Annotated in this window: 15 protein-coding genes; 9 read left to right on the top strand and 6 right to left on the bottom strand. The window is 27.9% G+C overall.

What is annotated here, in order from left to right; genetic code table 11:
* Positions 1–97: 97 nt before the first annotated feature.
* Positions 98–1,408: a PTS sugar transporter subunit IIC gene (locus K5V21_RS06450; protein WP_221860094.1), complete on the top strand. Its 1,311-nt coding sequence runs from the start codon at positions 98–100 to the stop codon at positions 1,406–1,408.
* A 129-nt stretch (positions 1,409–1,537) separates the two neighbouring features.
* On the opposite strand, the gene K5V21_RS06445 is transcribed toward K5V21_RS06450, so the two are convergent.
* Entirely contained in the window at positions 1,538–2,215 is a 678-nt protein-coding gene (locus tag K5V21_RS06445) for an HAD family hydrolase (RefSeq protein ID WP_221860092.1), read from the bottom strand.
* Between the two features lie 123 nt (positions 2,216–2,338).
* Between K5V21_RS06445 and K5V21_RS06440 the strand changes: the two genes are divergently transcribed.
* Entirely contained in the window at positions 2,339–3,148 is an 810-nt protein-coding gene (locus K5V21_RS06440; RefSeq protein ID WP_221860090.1) for an alpha/beta fold hydrolase, read from the top strand.
* Positions 3,149–3,198: 50 nt separating this feature from the next.
* On the opposite strand, the gene K5V21_RS06435 is transcribed toward K5V21_RS06440, so the two are convergent.
* Positions 3,199–3,567: a winged helix-turn-helix transcriptional regulator gene (locus K5V21_RS06435; RefSeq protein WP_280637769.1), complete on the bottom strand. Its 369-nt coding sequence runs from the start codon at positions 3,565–3,567 to the stop codon at positions 3,199–3,201.
* Positions 3,568–3,839: 272 nt separating this feature from the next.
* Between K5V21_RS06435 and K5V21_RS06430 the strand changes: the two genes are divergently transcribed.
* Positions 3,840–4,445, top strand: a complete 606-nt coding sequence (locus K5V21_RS06430) for an FMN-dependent NADH-azoreductase (protein ID WP_221860087.1) — start codon at positions 3,840–3,842, stop codon at positions 4,443–4,445.
* A gap of 86 nt (positions 4,446–4,531) precedes the next feature.
* Here K5V21_RS06430 and gltS (K5V21_RS06425) read toward each other — a convergent pair whose 3' ends face one another.
* The 3 genes from gltS (K5V21_RS06425) to abc-f form a co-directional block, all read right to left on the bottom strand.
* Complete coding sequence (gltS, locus tag K5V21_RS06425; protein WP_221860084.1) at positions 4,532–5,728, bottom strand: sodium/glutamate symporter; 1,197 nt, start codon at positions 5,726–5,728, stop codon at positions 4,532–4,534.
* A 279-nt stretch (positions 5,729–6,007) separates the two neighbouring features.
* On the bottom strand, positions 6,008–7,204 hold the full coding sequence (gene gltS / locus K5V21_RS06420) for a sodium/glutamate symporter (protein ID WP_221860082.1): 1,197 nt from the start codon (positions 7,202–7,204) through the stop codon (positions 6,008–6,010).
* Between the two features lie 411 nt (positions 7,205–7,615).
* Complete coding sequence (gene abc-f, locus K5V21_RS06415; RefSeq protein WP_221860080.1) at positions 7,616–9,172, bottom strand: ribosomal protection-like ABC-F family protein; 1,557 nt, start codon at positions 9,170–9,172, stop codon at positions 7,616–7,618.
* Between the two features lie 163 nt (positions 9,173–9,335).
* Between abc-f and K5V21_RS06410 the strand changes: the two genes are divergently transcribed.
* The 4 genes from K5V21_RS06410 to K5V21_RS06395 all read left to right on the top strand — a co-directional run bounded on the left by K5V21_RS06410 (position 9,336) and on the right by K5V21_RS06395 (position 13,204).
* Entirely contained in the window at positions 9,336–9,635 is a 300-nt protein-coding gene (locus K5V21_RS06410) for a metal-sensitive transcriptional regulator (RefSeq protein WP_243425026.1), read from the top strand.
* Between the two features lie 34 nt (positions 9,636–9,669).
* Positions 9,670–10,647, top strand: a complete 978-nt coding sequence (locus K5V21_RS06405) for a calcium/sodium antiporter (protein WP_221860203.1) — start codon at positions 9,670–9,672, stop codon at positions 10,645–10,647.
* 261 nt (positions 10,648–10,908) lie between these two features.
* Positions 10,909–12,303: an AmmeMemoRadiSam system protein A gene (amrA, locus tag K5V21_RS06400; RefSeq protein ID WP_221860077.1), complete on the top strand. Its 1,395-nt coding sequence runs from the start codon at positions 10,909–10,911 to the stop codon at positions 12,301–12,303.
* Positions 12,304–12,307: 4 nt separating this feature from the next.
* Positions 12,308–13,204, top strand: coding sequence for a radical SAM protein (locus K5V21_RS06395; protein WP_221860075.1), 897 nt, complete (start codon positions 12,308–12,310; stop codon positions 13,202–13,204).
* Positions 13,205–13,231: 27 nt separating this feature from the next.
* Here the strand turns inward: K5V21_RS06395 and K5V21_RS06390 are convergent, their stop codons facing one another.
* On the bottom strand, positions 13,232–13,852 hold the full coding sequence (locus tag K5V21_RS06390) for a TetR/AcrR family transcriptional regulator (RefSeq protein ID WP_221860073.1): 621 nt from the start codon (positions 13,850–13,852) through the stop codon (positions 13,232–13,234).
* Between the two features lie 123 nt (positions 13,853–13,975).
* Between K5V21_RS06390 and K5V21_RS06385 the strand changes: the two genes are divergently transcribed.
* A complete protein-coding gene (locus tag K5V21_RS06385; RefSeq protein ID WP_221860071.1) occupies positions 13,976–14,545 on the top strand; it encodes an NAD(P)H-dependent oxidoreductase in 570 nt (189 codons plus the stop codon).
* On the top strand, positions 14,542–15,207 hold the full coding sequence (locus K5V21_RS06380; RefSeq protein ID WP_221860069.1) for a hypothetical protein: 666 nt from the start codon (positions 14,542–14,544) through the stop codon (positions 15,205–15,207). Before K5V21_RS06385 ends, K5V21_RS06380 begins: the two co-directional genes overlap by 4 nt.
* Positions 15,208–15,503 lie beyond the last annotated feature (296 nt).

Below are 15,503 nucleotides of genomic sequence, written 5' to 3'. Positions count from 1 at the left end.
AGAATAAATGGAGAAATTTCTCTAATAAAGGGATATATTGTTAAAATGTAAATTGATATAATTAAATCGTACATAGTAGATGAGAGGAGAGAGGGGTATGGAGAAATTTACGAATTTAATTGAGGAAAAAATGGTACCTGCGGTATCAAAAGTTACAAGTATGAGGTATTTTAGTGCATTACGATCAGGGTTTTTAGCTGTAATGCCACTTACAATTATCGCATCAATATTTTTACTTATAACTAGCTTCCCAGTGGAGGGGTATCCAGAATTTATGGCAAGTATTTTTGGTGAAGACTGGGTTTCATATATATCACCAGCTTACAAGGCTACTTTTGATATGATGGGATTTATGCTTTGTGGTACTTTAGCTTACAAATTATCAGAGGATTATGAGCTTGATAAATTATCAGTTATGATACTTGCACTAGTTTCATATATAATAATAACTCCTAAAATAGCCATAGCACCAGAATCAAGGGAAATAGTTTCAGGAGTACTTCCAATGGCGTGGCTTGGATCTAAGGGGATATTAGCTGCAATTTTTATGGGAATAACTTCAACAGAGATATTTAGATTTGTAGTTAGAAAGAAAATGGTTATAAAATTACCTGATAGTGTACCTCCTATGGTATCAAGATCATTTAGTGCACTTATACCAGGAGTATTAATTATAGCGTTTAGTCTTTTAGTAAATGGACTAGCTTTAGCAGCAGAAACATCACTTCACGAATGGATATATGAAATGCTTCAAGTTCCACTTCAAGGATTAACTGCATCTATTGGAGCTATAACTATAGTTGGGTTACTTAATGGATTATTGTGGTGGTTTGGTATCCATCCGGGGGTTGTTAATTCAGTAGTAAATCCAATGATTACAGCAAATACATTAGAAAATCAAAAATTGTTTGAAGCTGGCAACTTAACTCTTCAAAATGGTCATATTGGTACAATTCAAATGATTGATCAATTTGCAACTATTGGAGGAGCAGGTATGACAATCGGATTAATAATATCAGTATTGCTTGTTGCTAGATCACAAAGACTAAAGATGCTTGGAAAGCTTAGTGCTGTGCCTGCATTATTCAATATAAATGAACCATTAGTATTTGGTCTTCCTATAATATTTAATCCATTAATGTTAATACCAGTAGCATTAGCACCTACAGTTTCTATACTTATTGCATATTTTGCTCAGAAGATAGGATTTATGCCATTATTTAATGGAATACAAGCTCCGTGGCCAACACCAGGAATATTTAGTGGATTCTTAGTAGCAGGATGGCAAGGGGCAGCAGTACAAATTATATGTATATTAGTATCAACTATGATATACTATCCATTTGTTAAAGCTTTAGATAATCAATATAGAAAAGAAGAGTTAGTAGAAGAACAAAATAATTTATAAAGAAATTAAAATTTATATTATATTTTAACTCATGCATTTAATAACTTAACAATAAAATCATAAAAGCCTACTTAATAATTATTAAGTAGGCTTTTATAAATGTAGTTTGTTATATAATCTAAAATTTAATTAGTCTAATTCTAAAAATTCTTTATTAAAATTAAAATCTACAATAGTACCACTAACAGAAGATAGATTTTTAAATAAATCTTCTTTTTCTGTAGGAGCAATTACTATTATTTTACCTATATTAGCTCTCCTTGCAGCTTCAACACCAGATATAGCATCTTCAAAAACAATACAATCTTTAGGATCTAAATTAAGTGCTTTAGAAGCTTTTATATACATATCAGGTTCAGGCTTACCAAGGATTGTCCCGTCATCAAAGATTATCTTATCGGTATCAAACCATTTATCTAGATTAAATTTTTCTATAAAGAATAATACATTTTCTTTACCAGATGCTGTAGCTATAGTAAAAGGAATATGTTTTTCCTTCAAGTAATCAAATAATTTTGTAGCACCAGGTGCTAGTTTAAATGAAGCTATATCATCTAAGCACATATCTCTATAAACTTTTTCTTTCTCTTTAGATAAGGTTTCAAAGCTATTATCAGTAAAAGTTTTTTCGAGAATATACTCTAAAATCACTTTGTTTGTTCTACCATGGACATTAAGTCTAATTTCTTCATCACTTAATTCATGTCCCCTAAGATCCTTTGAGAATCTCTTCCATGCAAGTTCATGCTTTTCTGAATCCCAAAAAAGAGTTCCATTAAAATCAAATATTATCCCTTTGTATCCCATAAAATACTCCCCTCATAATTAAATTGGCAATTATATTATATCAAAACATTTATAATACTAACAGATGGTCTAATATATTTAAAAAATACATATTATCTAATATTAATAAATAGAGGTGTTAGAATGTATTATCAAAAAATTAGTAAAGATGTAAAAATAGCGGTGAATGATATAAATCCAAGTGGAAATCCTACTGTGTTATTTATTCATGGTTGGCCCTTAACTAGTGAGGTATTTGAGTATCAATATAACATATTACCTAAATATAATATACGTTGTATATCAATAGATATTAGAGGATTTGGAAAATCAGATAAGCCTTTTGAAGGATATTCTTATGATGATTTAGCTGATGATTTATATAAAATAATAAAAAATATAGATGTTAAATCTCTAATTCTTGCTGGGTTTTCAATGGGAGGAGCAATAGCTATTAGATATATGGCAAGACATAAAGGATATAAGGTATCGAAACTTGCACTCTTAGGAGCAGCAGCACCATCTTTTACAAAATACCCTGGATATCCATATGGAACTTCAAAAGAAGATGTTGATGTTATTATTAAAGCAATATATAAGGATAGACCAAAAGCTATAAGTGATTTTGGAAAAAAAATTTTTGCAAGCAATGTAAGTGAAGAATTTAGAAGTTGGTTTTCATTAATATCACTTAAATCTACAGGATATGCGACAATAAAGACAGCTATATCTCTTAGAGATGAGAATATGTTTGATGATTTAAAGTGTATAAAGGTACCAACTGGAATATTTCATGGAATGTTAGACGAGATATGTCCTTTTGAGTTTGCTTTAGAATTAAATAAAAATATACATGGGTCTACCCTATATGCTTTTGAAGAGAGTGGTCATGGGCTATTCTATGATCAACTAGATGAATTTAATAAAAGGCTTATTAAATTTATATGTAAATAAAACTAAAATAGCTAGAAATATAGCTCTTTTAGTTTATAAATAATAATATATTAATCTAAAGATGAATTAATATATTCAATTCCATAATTATGCATATTTTCAAGTATAGGTATTATTTTATTACCTATATCAGTTAATCCATATTCAACTTTAGGAGGAACTACTGGATAAACTTTTCTGTATATTAAATTATCCTGCTCTAAACTTCTAAGTTGGTTAGTTAGCATTTTTTGTGTAACATCAGGAAGCTTTCTTTTTAATTCACTGAATCTTAAAGAACCATTAGTCAAATACCATAAAATAAGTATTTTCCATTTTCCTGAAACCAATTTATGTACTAAAATCATGGGACATGATTCAGGTTTTTCACAAATTTCATTCATGTGACACTTGTCATGAATGCTTAAGTCTTTGGTCATTATATAAGCACCTCATATTTTATATTTATTACATTATATCATAAATTAATAAAAAATATTTTTAAGTATATATATGAAATATTATTAAGGTTAAAGTAATTACAGTATCTTTTTGTATACTATATATAAAAAAAGTGCCTACTTGTTGAAAAGGTATATAAGTAATATACTTTTCTCATATAAAGAGAATAGTAAAATATATTTAGTAAATAATAAAGCATGTTTAAAATAATATATTTACAAGAAAAAGTATACATGAAGGAGAGAGTAAAATGAGTAAAGTATTATATATAAAAGCAAATATAAAACCAGAAGGAAAATCAAGAACTTACAGTATATCAGATGAGTTTATTAATGAGTATAAAAAGAATAATCCAAATGATGAAGTTATAACTTTAGATTTATATAAAGAAGGTATAGATTTCCTAAGAGGAGAAGATTTAAGCGTAGTATTTGGACCTAAAAATGAAGAGAGTAGAAATCATAAGGTACTAAAGTATGCATATCAATTTAAAGAAGCAGATAAATATGTTATAGCAGCGCCAATGTGGAACTTAAGTATTCCAGCCATATTAAAAGCTTATATAGATTATATAAGTGTAACAGGAATAACATTTAAATATACTGCAGAAGGTCCAGTTGGATTATGTGAAGGTAAAAAGGCTCTATTTGTATCATCTAGAGGCGGAGATTATTCAAATGCTATTACTTCAAATTTTGAAATGGAAGAGAGATATTTAAGAACTATATTTGCTTTCTTCGGGATAAAAGATTTCAAAACTATAATAGCAGAAAATGTAGATGTTCAAGGTATAGATGTAGATAGAATTGTAAATGAAGCAAAAGATAAATCAGATAAATTAGCAAAAGAATTTTAATAAAATAAAAAGAGGATTCATATCTTTAATGATTTTTAATCATAGGGATATGAATCCTTTTTATTATGTAAAAATTAAATATAATTCTAGTGAAGTATATTTATAAATAAAGTTATAATGGTTGAATTGACAAAGTCTATAAATAAGCATCCTACAATTGGTACTGTAAAATAAGCATTTGGAGCAAATCCAAATTTACTTGTTAATGCATCCATGTTTGCAATAGCATTAGGCGTTGCGCCCATACCAAATCCACAAATTCCAGATGCAAATACAGCAGCTTCATAATCTTTCCCCATAACTCTGAAGGTTATATAGTAAGCAAATAAAGCCATAAGGGCAGTTTGTCCAATTAACATTATAATCATAGGTATTGCTAAATCGAAAAGTTCCCATAGCTTTAATCCCATTAAAGCCATAGATAAGAAGAATGATAGACTAATTCCACCTATAGTTTCAATTTCTTTTTCAACAAGAGTAATATTTCTCATATCACATAGATTTCTAATAATAGCAGCAGCTAGCATAGCACCTATATATGATGGGAAAGTAAGTCCTAAGGCTTGAATAAGTCCGGAGATTATTGAACCAAGTCCCATGGCAATAAAAATTAAGGAAATACCTTTCATAAGCCTGTTATTACAAAGAAGTGCTTTATTATCTTCATGAAAATCACTTACTGGAATAGATTTATCGTGAGATTCCTTTGGCGTTTTTAAATTTTTACGCTCTATCAGATTTTTAGCAATAATACCACCAATTAAACTTCCCATAACTAGTCCAAAGGTCGCAGAAGCAAAAGATACTGTAGTTGCACCAGAAATACCCATAGACTCTAATAGTGGTCCAAAGGATCCTGCTGTTCCATGTCCACCTATCATTGGAATAGAAGCTGTAGCAAGTCCAAGCAATGGATCTAAATTAAATAAAGATGCTAAAGATACACCTAAAGTATCTTGAGAGATTACAAGTAGTGTTGATAAAAGCAAGAATATTGCTACACTAATACCACCTTTTTTTAATATTTTAATGCTAGCTGTAAATCCTATACTAGTAAAGAATGCAGTCATAAAAATATTTTGTAGTGTAGTATCTAAAGATATAGTTGCAATATTAGTAACTTTTAAAATAAGAACTACTATTGCAAAGATAATGCCACCTATAACAGGTGATGGAATACAGTACTTAGATAATACTGATACTTTATTTTTTAAATATTGCCCCATATAAAATACCAGCGTAACTAATGCCATTGTTTGAAAAATATCAAATTTTAATTCCATATGTTTTGCCCCCTTTAAGAAATGTATTTAATAATTATATAAAATATAATAAATATTAATATGCTATTTTTAATATACAGAATCTTTTAATGGTAATTTTACAATAATTTTAATAAAATTAAAAGTTTTTTAACAAAGATTAAACATAAGGAAAAATATTACAATAAAATAATATTAATAAGTAAGGTATAAAGCATAATAAAAAAGATCTACCTAATTGATATAAAAACAATTAGATAGATCTAAATATTATAATATAAATTAACTCTATAGAGAAATTTAATGTAATAGATTTATAAATAGTGTAATTACAGCTGAATTTACAAAATCTATAAATAAACATCCTACAATTGGAACTGTAAGATATGGAGTTGGTGCAAAGCCAAACTTACTTGTTAATGCATCCATATTTGCTACAGCATTAGGAGTAGCGCCCATACCAAATCCACAATTTGCAGATGCAAATACAGCAGCTTCATAGTCTTTCCCCATAACTTTAAATGTAATAAAGTAAGCAAATAATCCCATAAGAAGCATTTGCCCAACTAGCATTACAACCATAGGGCCTGCTAAGTCAAATAGTTCCCATAATTTTAGTCCCATTAAAGCCATAGATAAGAAGAATGAAAGGCTTATTCCACCGATAACTTCTATTTCTTTTTCTTCAAGTTTTACATTTTTAATATCACATAGATTTCTAATAATAGCAGCAGCTATCATAGCACCTATATATGATGGGAAAGTAAGTCCTAAGTTTTGAATAAATCCTGAAATTACTGAGCCAATTCCCATTGCAATAAATATCCAAGAAACACCTTTCATAAGTCTTTTATTACAAAGAAGTGCTTTGTTATCTTCATGGAAGTCGCTTACTGGTATAAATTTATCGTGAGATTCCTTTGGGGTTTTAAGTTTATTGCGTTCAATTAAATTTTTAGCAACAAAACCACCTATTAGGCTACCCATAACTAGTCCAAAAGTTGCAGAAGCAAATGATACAGTAGTTGCTCCAGCAACACCCATTTCCTCTAAAAGAGGTCCAAATGAACCAGCAGTTCCATGACCTCCAATCATAGGAATAGAGCCTGTACAAAGTCCAAGTAAAGGATCTAAATTAAATAATTTTGCAAGTGATGCACCTAATGCATTTTGGGATATTACTAATAATATAGAAAGGAATAAAAATATTATTACGTTAAGTCCTCCCTTTTTTAGTATCTTAATGCTTGCAGTAAACCCAACACTAGTAAAGAATGCAGTCATAAATAAATTTTGAAGAGTAGTATCTAAAGTTATTGTTGCAATATTAGTTATTCTTAAAACAAGAACTAGCACTGCAAATAGAAGCCCACCAATTACTGGTGCAGGTATACAATATTTTGATAAAAACTTTATTTTACTTTTTAAAAAATTTCCTAAATAAAAAACAACAGTAGCTAATGCCATTGTTTGAAATATATCAAATTTTAATTCCAATTATGTTCCTCCTTTGTGATTACAAATTAAATGCAAATTTTGAATTATCTATTAATAATTTTACTATAGTTTTAATAATAATTAAAGTATTTATGAAAAAATGAGAAATTTACCGTCTTATATAATAGAAAATACTTAATAATAATTAAGGTTAGAAAAAAATAACAGAATATTAAATGAAGAAAAGACCAACAAAATGTTGATCTTTAATTATATATTATATTAATAGTTATAAATTATATTATTTTAAAAGTCAAACTCTCCTAAGAATTTTTATAAATAAAATTAGTATAGCAATCAATATATAAATAAAAATAAAACTTATATTTATATTACAATTCCACCTATTAATTATAAATAATTTAAGAAAAAGAGCTAGCTTTTATGCTAACTCTTTAAATTCTAGAATTATTATATGATTTTTAATGTCCAATCTTCACAGTTCCAAATCTCTGTAACTATATCTCTATAGAATTCAGGTTCGTGGGATACTAGAAGTATTGATCCTTTATATTCTTTTAAAGCTCTCTTAAGTTCATCTTTAGCATCTACATCTAAGTGGTTAGTAGGCTCATCGAAGATAAGAATATTAGTTTCAGTATTAAGTATTTTACAAAGTCTAACTTTTGCAGCCTCTCCTCCAGATAAAACTCTTATCTTAGATTCAAGTTGTTTAGTAGTAAGTCCACATTTAGCAAGGGCAGCTCTTATTTCATATTGAGTTTTGCTTGGGAACTCATTCCAAACTTCTTCTATACAAGTATTATTATTTTCTTCTCTATCTTCTTGTTCAAAATATCCTATATTTTGATAATCTCCAAGCATAACTTCACCAGATAGTGGCTTAACTTTTCCAAGTAAACTCTTAAGTAGAGTAGACTTACCAAGACCATTAGCACCGACTAAAGCTATCTTTTGACCTCTTTCCATATAAAGATTAAGAGGTTTTGTAAGAGGTTCATTATATCCAATTACTAAATCTTTAGTTTCAAAGATAGTTTTTCCTGATGTTCTTGAATATTTAAAATCAAATTCAGGTTTTGGTTTTTCTTTTGAAAGCTCTATTCTATCCATTTTATCTAATTTCTTTTGTCTTGACTTTGCCATACCAGTTGTTGCAACATTTGCCTTATTTCTAGCAACGAAATCTTCAAGTCTTGCTATTTCTTTTTGTTGCTTTTCATAAGCTATTTCAAGTCTTTTCTTGTTTTCTTCATGTTTTCTCTTAAATTCATAATAGTCACCAACATATCTTGTAAGTTTTCTTTCTTCAACATGATATATTAAGTTAATAACATCATTTAAAAATGGTATATCGTGAGATATAAGTATAAATGCATTTTCATAACTTTGTAGATATCTCTTAAGCCACTCTATATGTTCTTCATCTAGATAGTTAGTAGGCTCATCTAGAAGTAATATGTCAGGATTCTCTAAAAGAAGTTTTCCAAGTAGTATTTTAGTTCTTTGACCTCCTGATAAATCATCGACATCTTTTTCAAGTCCTAAATCTAAAAGGCCAAGACCTTTTGCGACTTCATCAACTTTTGCATCTATCATATAAAACCCATTATTATCAAGCATATCTTGAATAACAGCAGTTCTTTCAAGCATTTTGTTTAGTTCATCTTCTGAAACCTCACCCATTTTTTCATAAAGTGAATTCATTTCAGCTTCTAAGTCAAATAAATATCTAAAAGCTTCTCTTAAGGCATCTCTGATAGAAGTACCTTTATTTAAAACAGCATGCTGGTCCATATATCCAACACGTACATTGTTTGACCAAATAACTTTTCCTTCATCAGGCATAAGTTTACCTGTGATTATATTCATAAAGGTAGACTTACCTTCACCATTTGCACCAATAAGCCCAACGTGTTCTCCCTTTAAAAGTCTAAAAGAAACATCTTCAAAAATAGCTCTATCACCAAATCCATGGTTCATCTCTTTAACAGTAACTATACTCATTTTATCCTCCTAAAAATATATTGCTAAGAATAAGTTTAATAGTACCATTATATTTTGTAAAGAAAAAGTGTACAATATTAATGGCTTTTAAAATTAAAAAAAATAATGTAGAATATAAGAATGAAGAAAATACCACCTAGAGGTATAAGGAGGATGTTCTAAAATGGAAAATGATAAAGATATGTTAATTTTTGATGAGCATAATGAAAAGCTCAGAAAAGATATAATGAATAGACTAAGAAGGATCGAGGGGCAAGTTAAAGGAATACAAGGAATGATGGAAAAGAATGCTTGTTGCGGTGATGTTCTTGTTCAAGTTGCAGCAATAAGATCTGCCATAAACAATGTTGGTGGATTAATTATAGAAAACTATGCTATAAATTGTTTAGGATTTGAAGAAGGGTCAGAGGAGCAAAAGAAGGTTCAAGTACTGGTTAAAAAGATAAATAACTTTGTAAAGTAAGGTATATAAGGGAGTAATAGTGATGAATAATATCATTAATATAGTTATTTTAATTATAGGGTTTATTCTTTTAATAAAAGGAGCAGATATTTTTGTTGATGGATCATCAAGTATAGCAAAAAAGATAGGGATACCATCAGTTATAGTTGGACTTACTATTGTTTCACTTGGAACAAGCGCACCAGAACTTGCAGTAAGTTCAATATCAGCTCTTCAAGGAAATAATGGAATTGCAATAGGTAATGTTTTAGGTTCTAACATATTTAATACATTAGTTGTGCTTGGAGGTACAGCTATTGCAATGCCACTTATAATTAGAAAGAGAATTGTAAAGAGAGATTTTTTTGTTAATATATTAGTTGCAATAATACTTTATATAATTGCTTTTGGAATTAGTTTTAATGGAAAAGATGGATTAATATCAAGAATAGACGGAGTAATATTACTATTATTATGTATAATTTACACTATAGTGTTAATAAGGAGTGCTATTAAAGATAAGGGTTCTAGGGACACAGATATGGAGTCAAAAGTAGCTACTACTAATATAAGGATAGGACCAAATATTATAAAGATTATAGTTGGAATAATTGGAATTGTACTTGGTGGAAAGTTTGTAGTTGATTCAGCTACTAATATAGCCTATTCCATAGGAATGAGTGAAAAACTAGTTGGACTTACAATTGTAGCAGTTGGAACTTCTCTTCCAGAACTTGTGACATCTATAGTTGCAGCGCTTAAAGGGGAAACTGAAATTGCAATAGGAAATGTACTCGGATCTAATATATTTAATATATTACTTATACTAGGATTATCATCAACTATTAACCCAATAGTTGTAACAGGAAATCTCTATATGGATTTGTTATTCCTAATAATAGTAACTATAATTATAGGAATCATAATATTCTTTAATAAAGATAAAGAGATAAAGAAGCTAAACAGACTAGAAGGAACAGTTTTAATACTTGTATATGTTGTTTATCTTTCATATATTATAATTAGAAATTAACAAAAAGAGCTTATATTAATATAGGCTCTTTTTATTTATAAAAATATAGCTTATATAAGATTAAACAATTTAGATAAATAATAAAAGAATCAATAAACTTATCATACTTAGAGAAAAACAAAGTAATAAGATACATTATTATAATAAAGGAAAAAAGTATTTTTTATTAATAGTTAAGAAGAACAATGATAATAATACTTATAAGAAAAATAATAAATATAGTATAAATTACTAGTTATTCTAGGAAAGAAGGAGTATAGAATGAAAGGATATTATTTAATGCCTCACCCACCAATTATGATACCAGAAGTAGGCAACGGGAAAGAGGAAGAGATAAGGGAAACTATTAAGTCTTGTGAAATTATAGGGAAAGAGATAAAACATAATAATATTGAAACAATAATTATAATAACACCACATGGGAATGTATTTAGAGATGGAGTATGTATAATAGATGATTATAATGTAGAGGGGGATTTAAGTAGGTTTGGAGTAAGTGATGTATATTATGATTTAAAGATAGATAGAGATATCACTAAAAAAATTTTAGAATACTGTATGGAAGAAGAAATTCCAGTAGTTAATTTAAATAAAGATAAAGCTAAATCATATAATGTAAGGGTAGAACTTGATCATGGAGCACTAGTTCCACTTTATAATATCCTAAGAAATAAGCAGTATAAAATAGTTCATATAACATATGGGCTTCTATCACCTATTGAATTATATAAATTTGGAATGCAAATAAAAAAGGCGGCAGAAGAAATGGGTGATAAGACTGCATTTATATCATCAGGAGATTTATCACATAGACTAAGTGAAGACGGTCCATATGATTATAGCCCTTATGGCAAAAAATTTGATAGAGAGTTAATAGGTATATTGGAGCGTGGGAATATAGAGGGATTATTTAAGATAGATGAAAAGTTAATTTTAGAAGCAGGGGAATGTGGATTAAGATCTCTTTATGTATTAGCAGGTGCATTAGATGGAGTGAAAGTTAAAGGGAACTTATTAAGCTATGAAGCACCTTTTGGTGTAGGGTATGCTGTTATGAAGTTTGATGTTAAAAATGGAAAGTCATTATATAATAATTTAATCTTTGAGAAGGAAGAGCGACACAGACGAAGAAAAAGAGAAGGTAATCCTTATACAAGACTTGCTAGATTAAATATAGAAAATTTCTTTAATACGAGAGTCTCTGTAAGATATAAAGATATAAAAGATGAAGAATTGTTAGGAAGTAGGAGAGGCGTATTTGTATCTTTAAAGATAAGAGGAGATCTAAGAGGATGTGTAGGAACTATAAAGCCTACAACAGAATGTATAGGTAATGAAATTATAAAAAATTCATTAAGTGCTGCATTTAATGATCCAAGATTTTCAGAGCTAAGAAAAGATGAACTGTTAGAATGTGATATATCGGTAGATATATTGCATGAAAGTGAAATTTGTAAAAAGAAAGATTTAGATCCTAAAATATATGGTGTTATAGTTCAAAATGAAGAAAATATGGGATTACTATTACCTAATTTAGATGGCATAGAAGATGCAGATACACAAGTTTCCATAGCCCTTCAAAAAGGAAATATATCTCCTTACGAAAACTATATATTAAAAAGATTTAAAGTAGATAGATTTGAGGAGGTAGATTAAAGCAGTGAAAGAAGCTCGATTCTATAATATAGAAGACGGAAAGATAAGGTGTAATTTATGCCCTCATAGGTGCTTAATTAAAGATGGTCATTTTGGAATATGTGGAGCACGGAAAAGTAGTTCAGTATGTGGAGAACTTAAATTATATACAATAAATTATGGTGAAATAACTAGTATTTCTATGGATAGAATAGAAAAGAAGCCATTATATGAATTTTATAAAGGAAGTGAAATATTATCTATAGGATCATTTGGATGCAACTTTAAATGTTCATTTTGCCAAAACTATTCTATTTCTCAGTATATGCCTAAATCAAAGAAAATGACAGTTGAAGAGGTTTCAGAACTTGTATGTTCAACTTTTGATAATCTAGGAGTAGCATTTACATACAATGAACCTAGCATTTTTTATGAATTTGTATATGATGTTTCAAAAAGAATAAAGGAATTGAATAAAGATAAAAAAATAGTTTTAGTAACTAATGGATATATAAACAAAGAGCCTTTTAAAAAATTAGCACCATTTATTGATGCAATGAATATTGATTTAAAAGGAGATAATGATTATTATAATAAATTATGCAAAGGCCGTATAGAACCTGTCAAAGATATTATAAGGGTAGCTAGTAAAAGTGGAATACATGTTGAAATTACTACACTTCTAGTTACAGGAGAAAATACAAATAATAGCTTTATAGAAGAGTTAGGAAACTTTATAGAAAGTATAGATGTGAATATACCTCTTCATTTATCAAGATATTTTCCAAATTATAAAATGACGAAAGAAATGACATCATTAGAAGAAATGAAAGATGCATATAGGCTACTTAGAGGTAAGGTAAAAAATATATACTTAGGTAATGTTACTGAAGAAGAAGAGAAATATATAAAGGAAATATAATTTTTAAACAAAAATGGTATGTAAGATTTAAAGTATCCTACACGCCATTTTTTCAAATTCTAATAGATAGTCAGTTTCAATATAAATAGATTTAGTTGTAATTAAAACAGCATATCCATGAGCAATACTCCACATAGATAAAATAATAGTTATGTAATCTTTAGGATCTATATGTATATCTTTTAAATATTTCAATGAAGCATCTTTAAATAAAATAAAAGCATTTTCCTTTGATGAGTTGTTAAAATCATTATTAGATGAATTAAAAATTTCATGGTTTAAAGAAATTGGATACGTATTTTCATTGAAAAATAAAAACTTAAGGTAGTCTGGATTTTCAACCATAAATTTCACATATTCTTTTCCAAGAGTTATCATAAGCTCTTTTGAATTCCCATTAAAATCTTTTAAGACAGAATTTAGTGAATTATAAAATTTAGAAGTTACAGTTTCCAAAATACAATTTATTAACTCTTCTTTATTTTTAAAGTGCTTATAAGGGGCACTATGGCTTACATTACAAAGAGAAGCAACTTTTCTTAGTGAAAATCCGTCTAGTCCTTTTTCGTTTAATAATTTTAGCCCGTTATAAATTAGTGATTCTCTTAAGTCTCCATGGTGATATTTATCTATTAATACTTCTTTCATATACCTCAGTCCTTTAAAATAATAATTTTTATAATTATAACACAAGAAGGTTGACAGTGTAAACATACAGATATATAATGGGATTAAGTTGACGGTGTAAACATGGAAAATGAAGGAGAGTATATGAAAATTTTAATTTTAGTTGATAAAGAAAATAAGGATAAAATTTTAAGATATGAAATTATAAGCTTTTTAAAAAAGGAATTAACAAATTTAGAAGATTTAAATCTAATAGATTTAAATGAATATGATTTAAAAAGTTGCATTGGATGCTTTGGGTGTTGGGTTAAGACTCCAGGATTGTGCGTTATAAAAGATAAAGGTGAAGAGATAAATAGAGAATTTATTAATTCAGATTTTGTAATATATATTGGAAGAATAACATATGGATCATATTCAGTTACATTAAAAAGAAGCTTAGATAGAGTTATACCAAATATATCTCCATTTTTTAAAATAACAAATAATGAAGTTCATCATAAACCTAGATATAAAAGATATCCAGAATTAATCCATGTTGGATATTGTACTAATATAACAGAAGAAGAAAGATATACATTTAAAAGTTTAGTAAAGGCTAATGAAGTAAATCTTCAAAAAGATAAATCAGATATATTTATTGTAGAAAACATAGAAGATATAAAGGAGTATTTGAAAGATATACCAAGAATTATTAAGGGAGATATAAAATGAAAAAAATAGTTTTTATTAATGGAAGTCCTAAAGGTAAAAAAAGTGGAAGTGAATATTTCTTAGAGAGGATAGAAAGTGAATTAAATTTATCAGATAATAGTATTAAAATATCAAAGATCAATATAAAAGATAGAAGTAGTAAGAGAGATAGTTTTAAATTAATAAAAGATAGTGATATAGTTGCAATTGCATTTCCATTATATGTAGATACTCTTCCTTCTACAGTTATAGAATATTTAGAAGAATTTGATGATTGGATTAATATAAATGGATATAAAGTAAATAAAGTAAATTTATATGGATTAGTAAACTGTGGCTTCTATGAAGGAGAACAGACAAAAATTGCAATAAGAGTTTTAAAAAATTATTGTAATTCTTTGGGGATTAAATGGTCTGGCGGAATTGGAATAGGTGCTGGGGAATTTTTTAGTGGATCACCAAATATACCTTGGCAAGCAAAGGTAAAAGAGGATGCAAGGTTAGCTTTAGATATTATGAAAGATAGCATTATAAAAGAGAAAGCTATGCAAAAGGATATATTTGTTACAGCAAAATTAAATAAAAGGGTATTTTTACTTGGTGGAAGTTATGGTTGGATTTATCAAGGAATAAAAAACGGAGTAAGTATAAAAAGTTTATGGAATAAGCCACATATAAAATAAGAAATAAATAGGAGGATAACATATTATTCTCCTATTTATTTGCATTTATTTGATAATAGATATCAAATATGTATGAAAATGTATGAGAATATATTGAAATTACTGAAAAAATAGAGAAGGTTATATAATAAAATAGAAAAAATAGAAAAAATATAAATAAATTTATTCCAAGTTTATGCATAAATTATTCATTTTGGATAGTTAATATTTTAACGTGATAAAGCAATGAATAGAGAGAATTTTACATTATTATATTATTTAATAATGCAAGTTTTAATTCATAGAATGAATAAAAT

This window comes from Clostridium sardiniense (assembly GCF_019753795.1).
Taxonomy (GTDB): Bacteria; Bacillota; Clostridia; order Clostridiales; family Clostridiaceae; genus Clostridium; species Clostridium sardiniense.
Note: the sequence above shows the minus strand (reverse complement) of the source record. Positions and strands in the feature narration are given on the sequence as shown.

Excerpts from the sequence above, each read along its gene's own strand:
- K5V21_RS06450 (WP_221860094.1), top strand. The coding sequence starts at position 98 with ATGGAGAAATTTACGAATTTAATTGAGGAAAAAATGGTACCTGCGGTA.
- K5V21_RS06445 (WP_221860092.1), bottom strand. The coding sequence starts at position 2,215 with ATGGGATACAAAGGGATAATATTTGATTTTAATGGAACTCTTTTTTGG.
- K5V21_RS06440 (WP_221860090.1), top strand. The coding sequence starts at position 2,339 with ATGTATTATCAAAAAATTAGTAAAGATGTAAAAATAGCGGTGAATGAT.
- K5V21_RS06435 (WP_280637769.1), bottom strand. The coding sequence starts at position 3,567 with ATGACCAAAGACTTAAGCATTCATGACAAGTGTCACATGAATGAAATT.
- K5V21_RS06430 (WP_221860087.1), top strand. The coding sequence starts at position 3,840 with ATGAGTAAAGTATTATATATAAAAGCAAATATAAAACCAGAAGGAAAA.
- gltS (WP_221860084.1), bottom strand. The coding sequence starts at position 5,728 with ATGGAATTAAAATTTGATATTTTTCAAACAATGGCATTAGTTACGCTG.
- abc-f (WP_221860080.1), bottom strand. The coding sequence starts at position 9,172 with ATGAGTATAGTTACTGTTAAAGAGATGAACCATGGATTTGGTGATAGA.
- K5V21_RS06410 (WP_243425026.1), top strand. The coding sequence starts at position 9,336 with ATGGAAAATGATAAAGATATGTTAATTTTTGATGAGCATAATGAAAAG.
- amrA (WP_221860077.1), top strand. The coding sequence starts at position 10,909 with ATGAAAGGATATTATTTAATGCCTCACCCACCAATTATGATACCAGAA.
- K5V21_RS06390 (WP_221860073.1), bottom strand. The coding sequence starts at position 13,852 with ATGAAAGAAGTATTAATAGATAAATATCACCATGGAGACTTAAGAGAA.
- K5V21_RS06385 (WP_221860071.1), top strand. The coding sequence starts at position 13,976 with ATGAAAATTTTAATTTTAGTTGATAAAGAAAATAAGGATAAAATTTTA.
- K5V21_RS06380 (WP_221860069.1), top strand. The coding sequence starts at position 14,542 with ATGAAAAAAATAGTTTTTATTAATGGAAGTCCTAAAGGTAAAAAAAGT.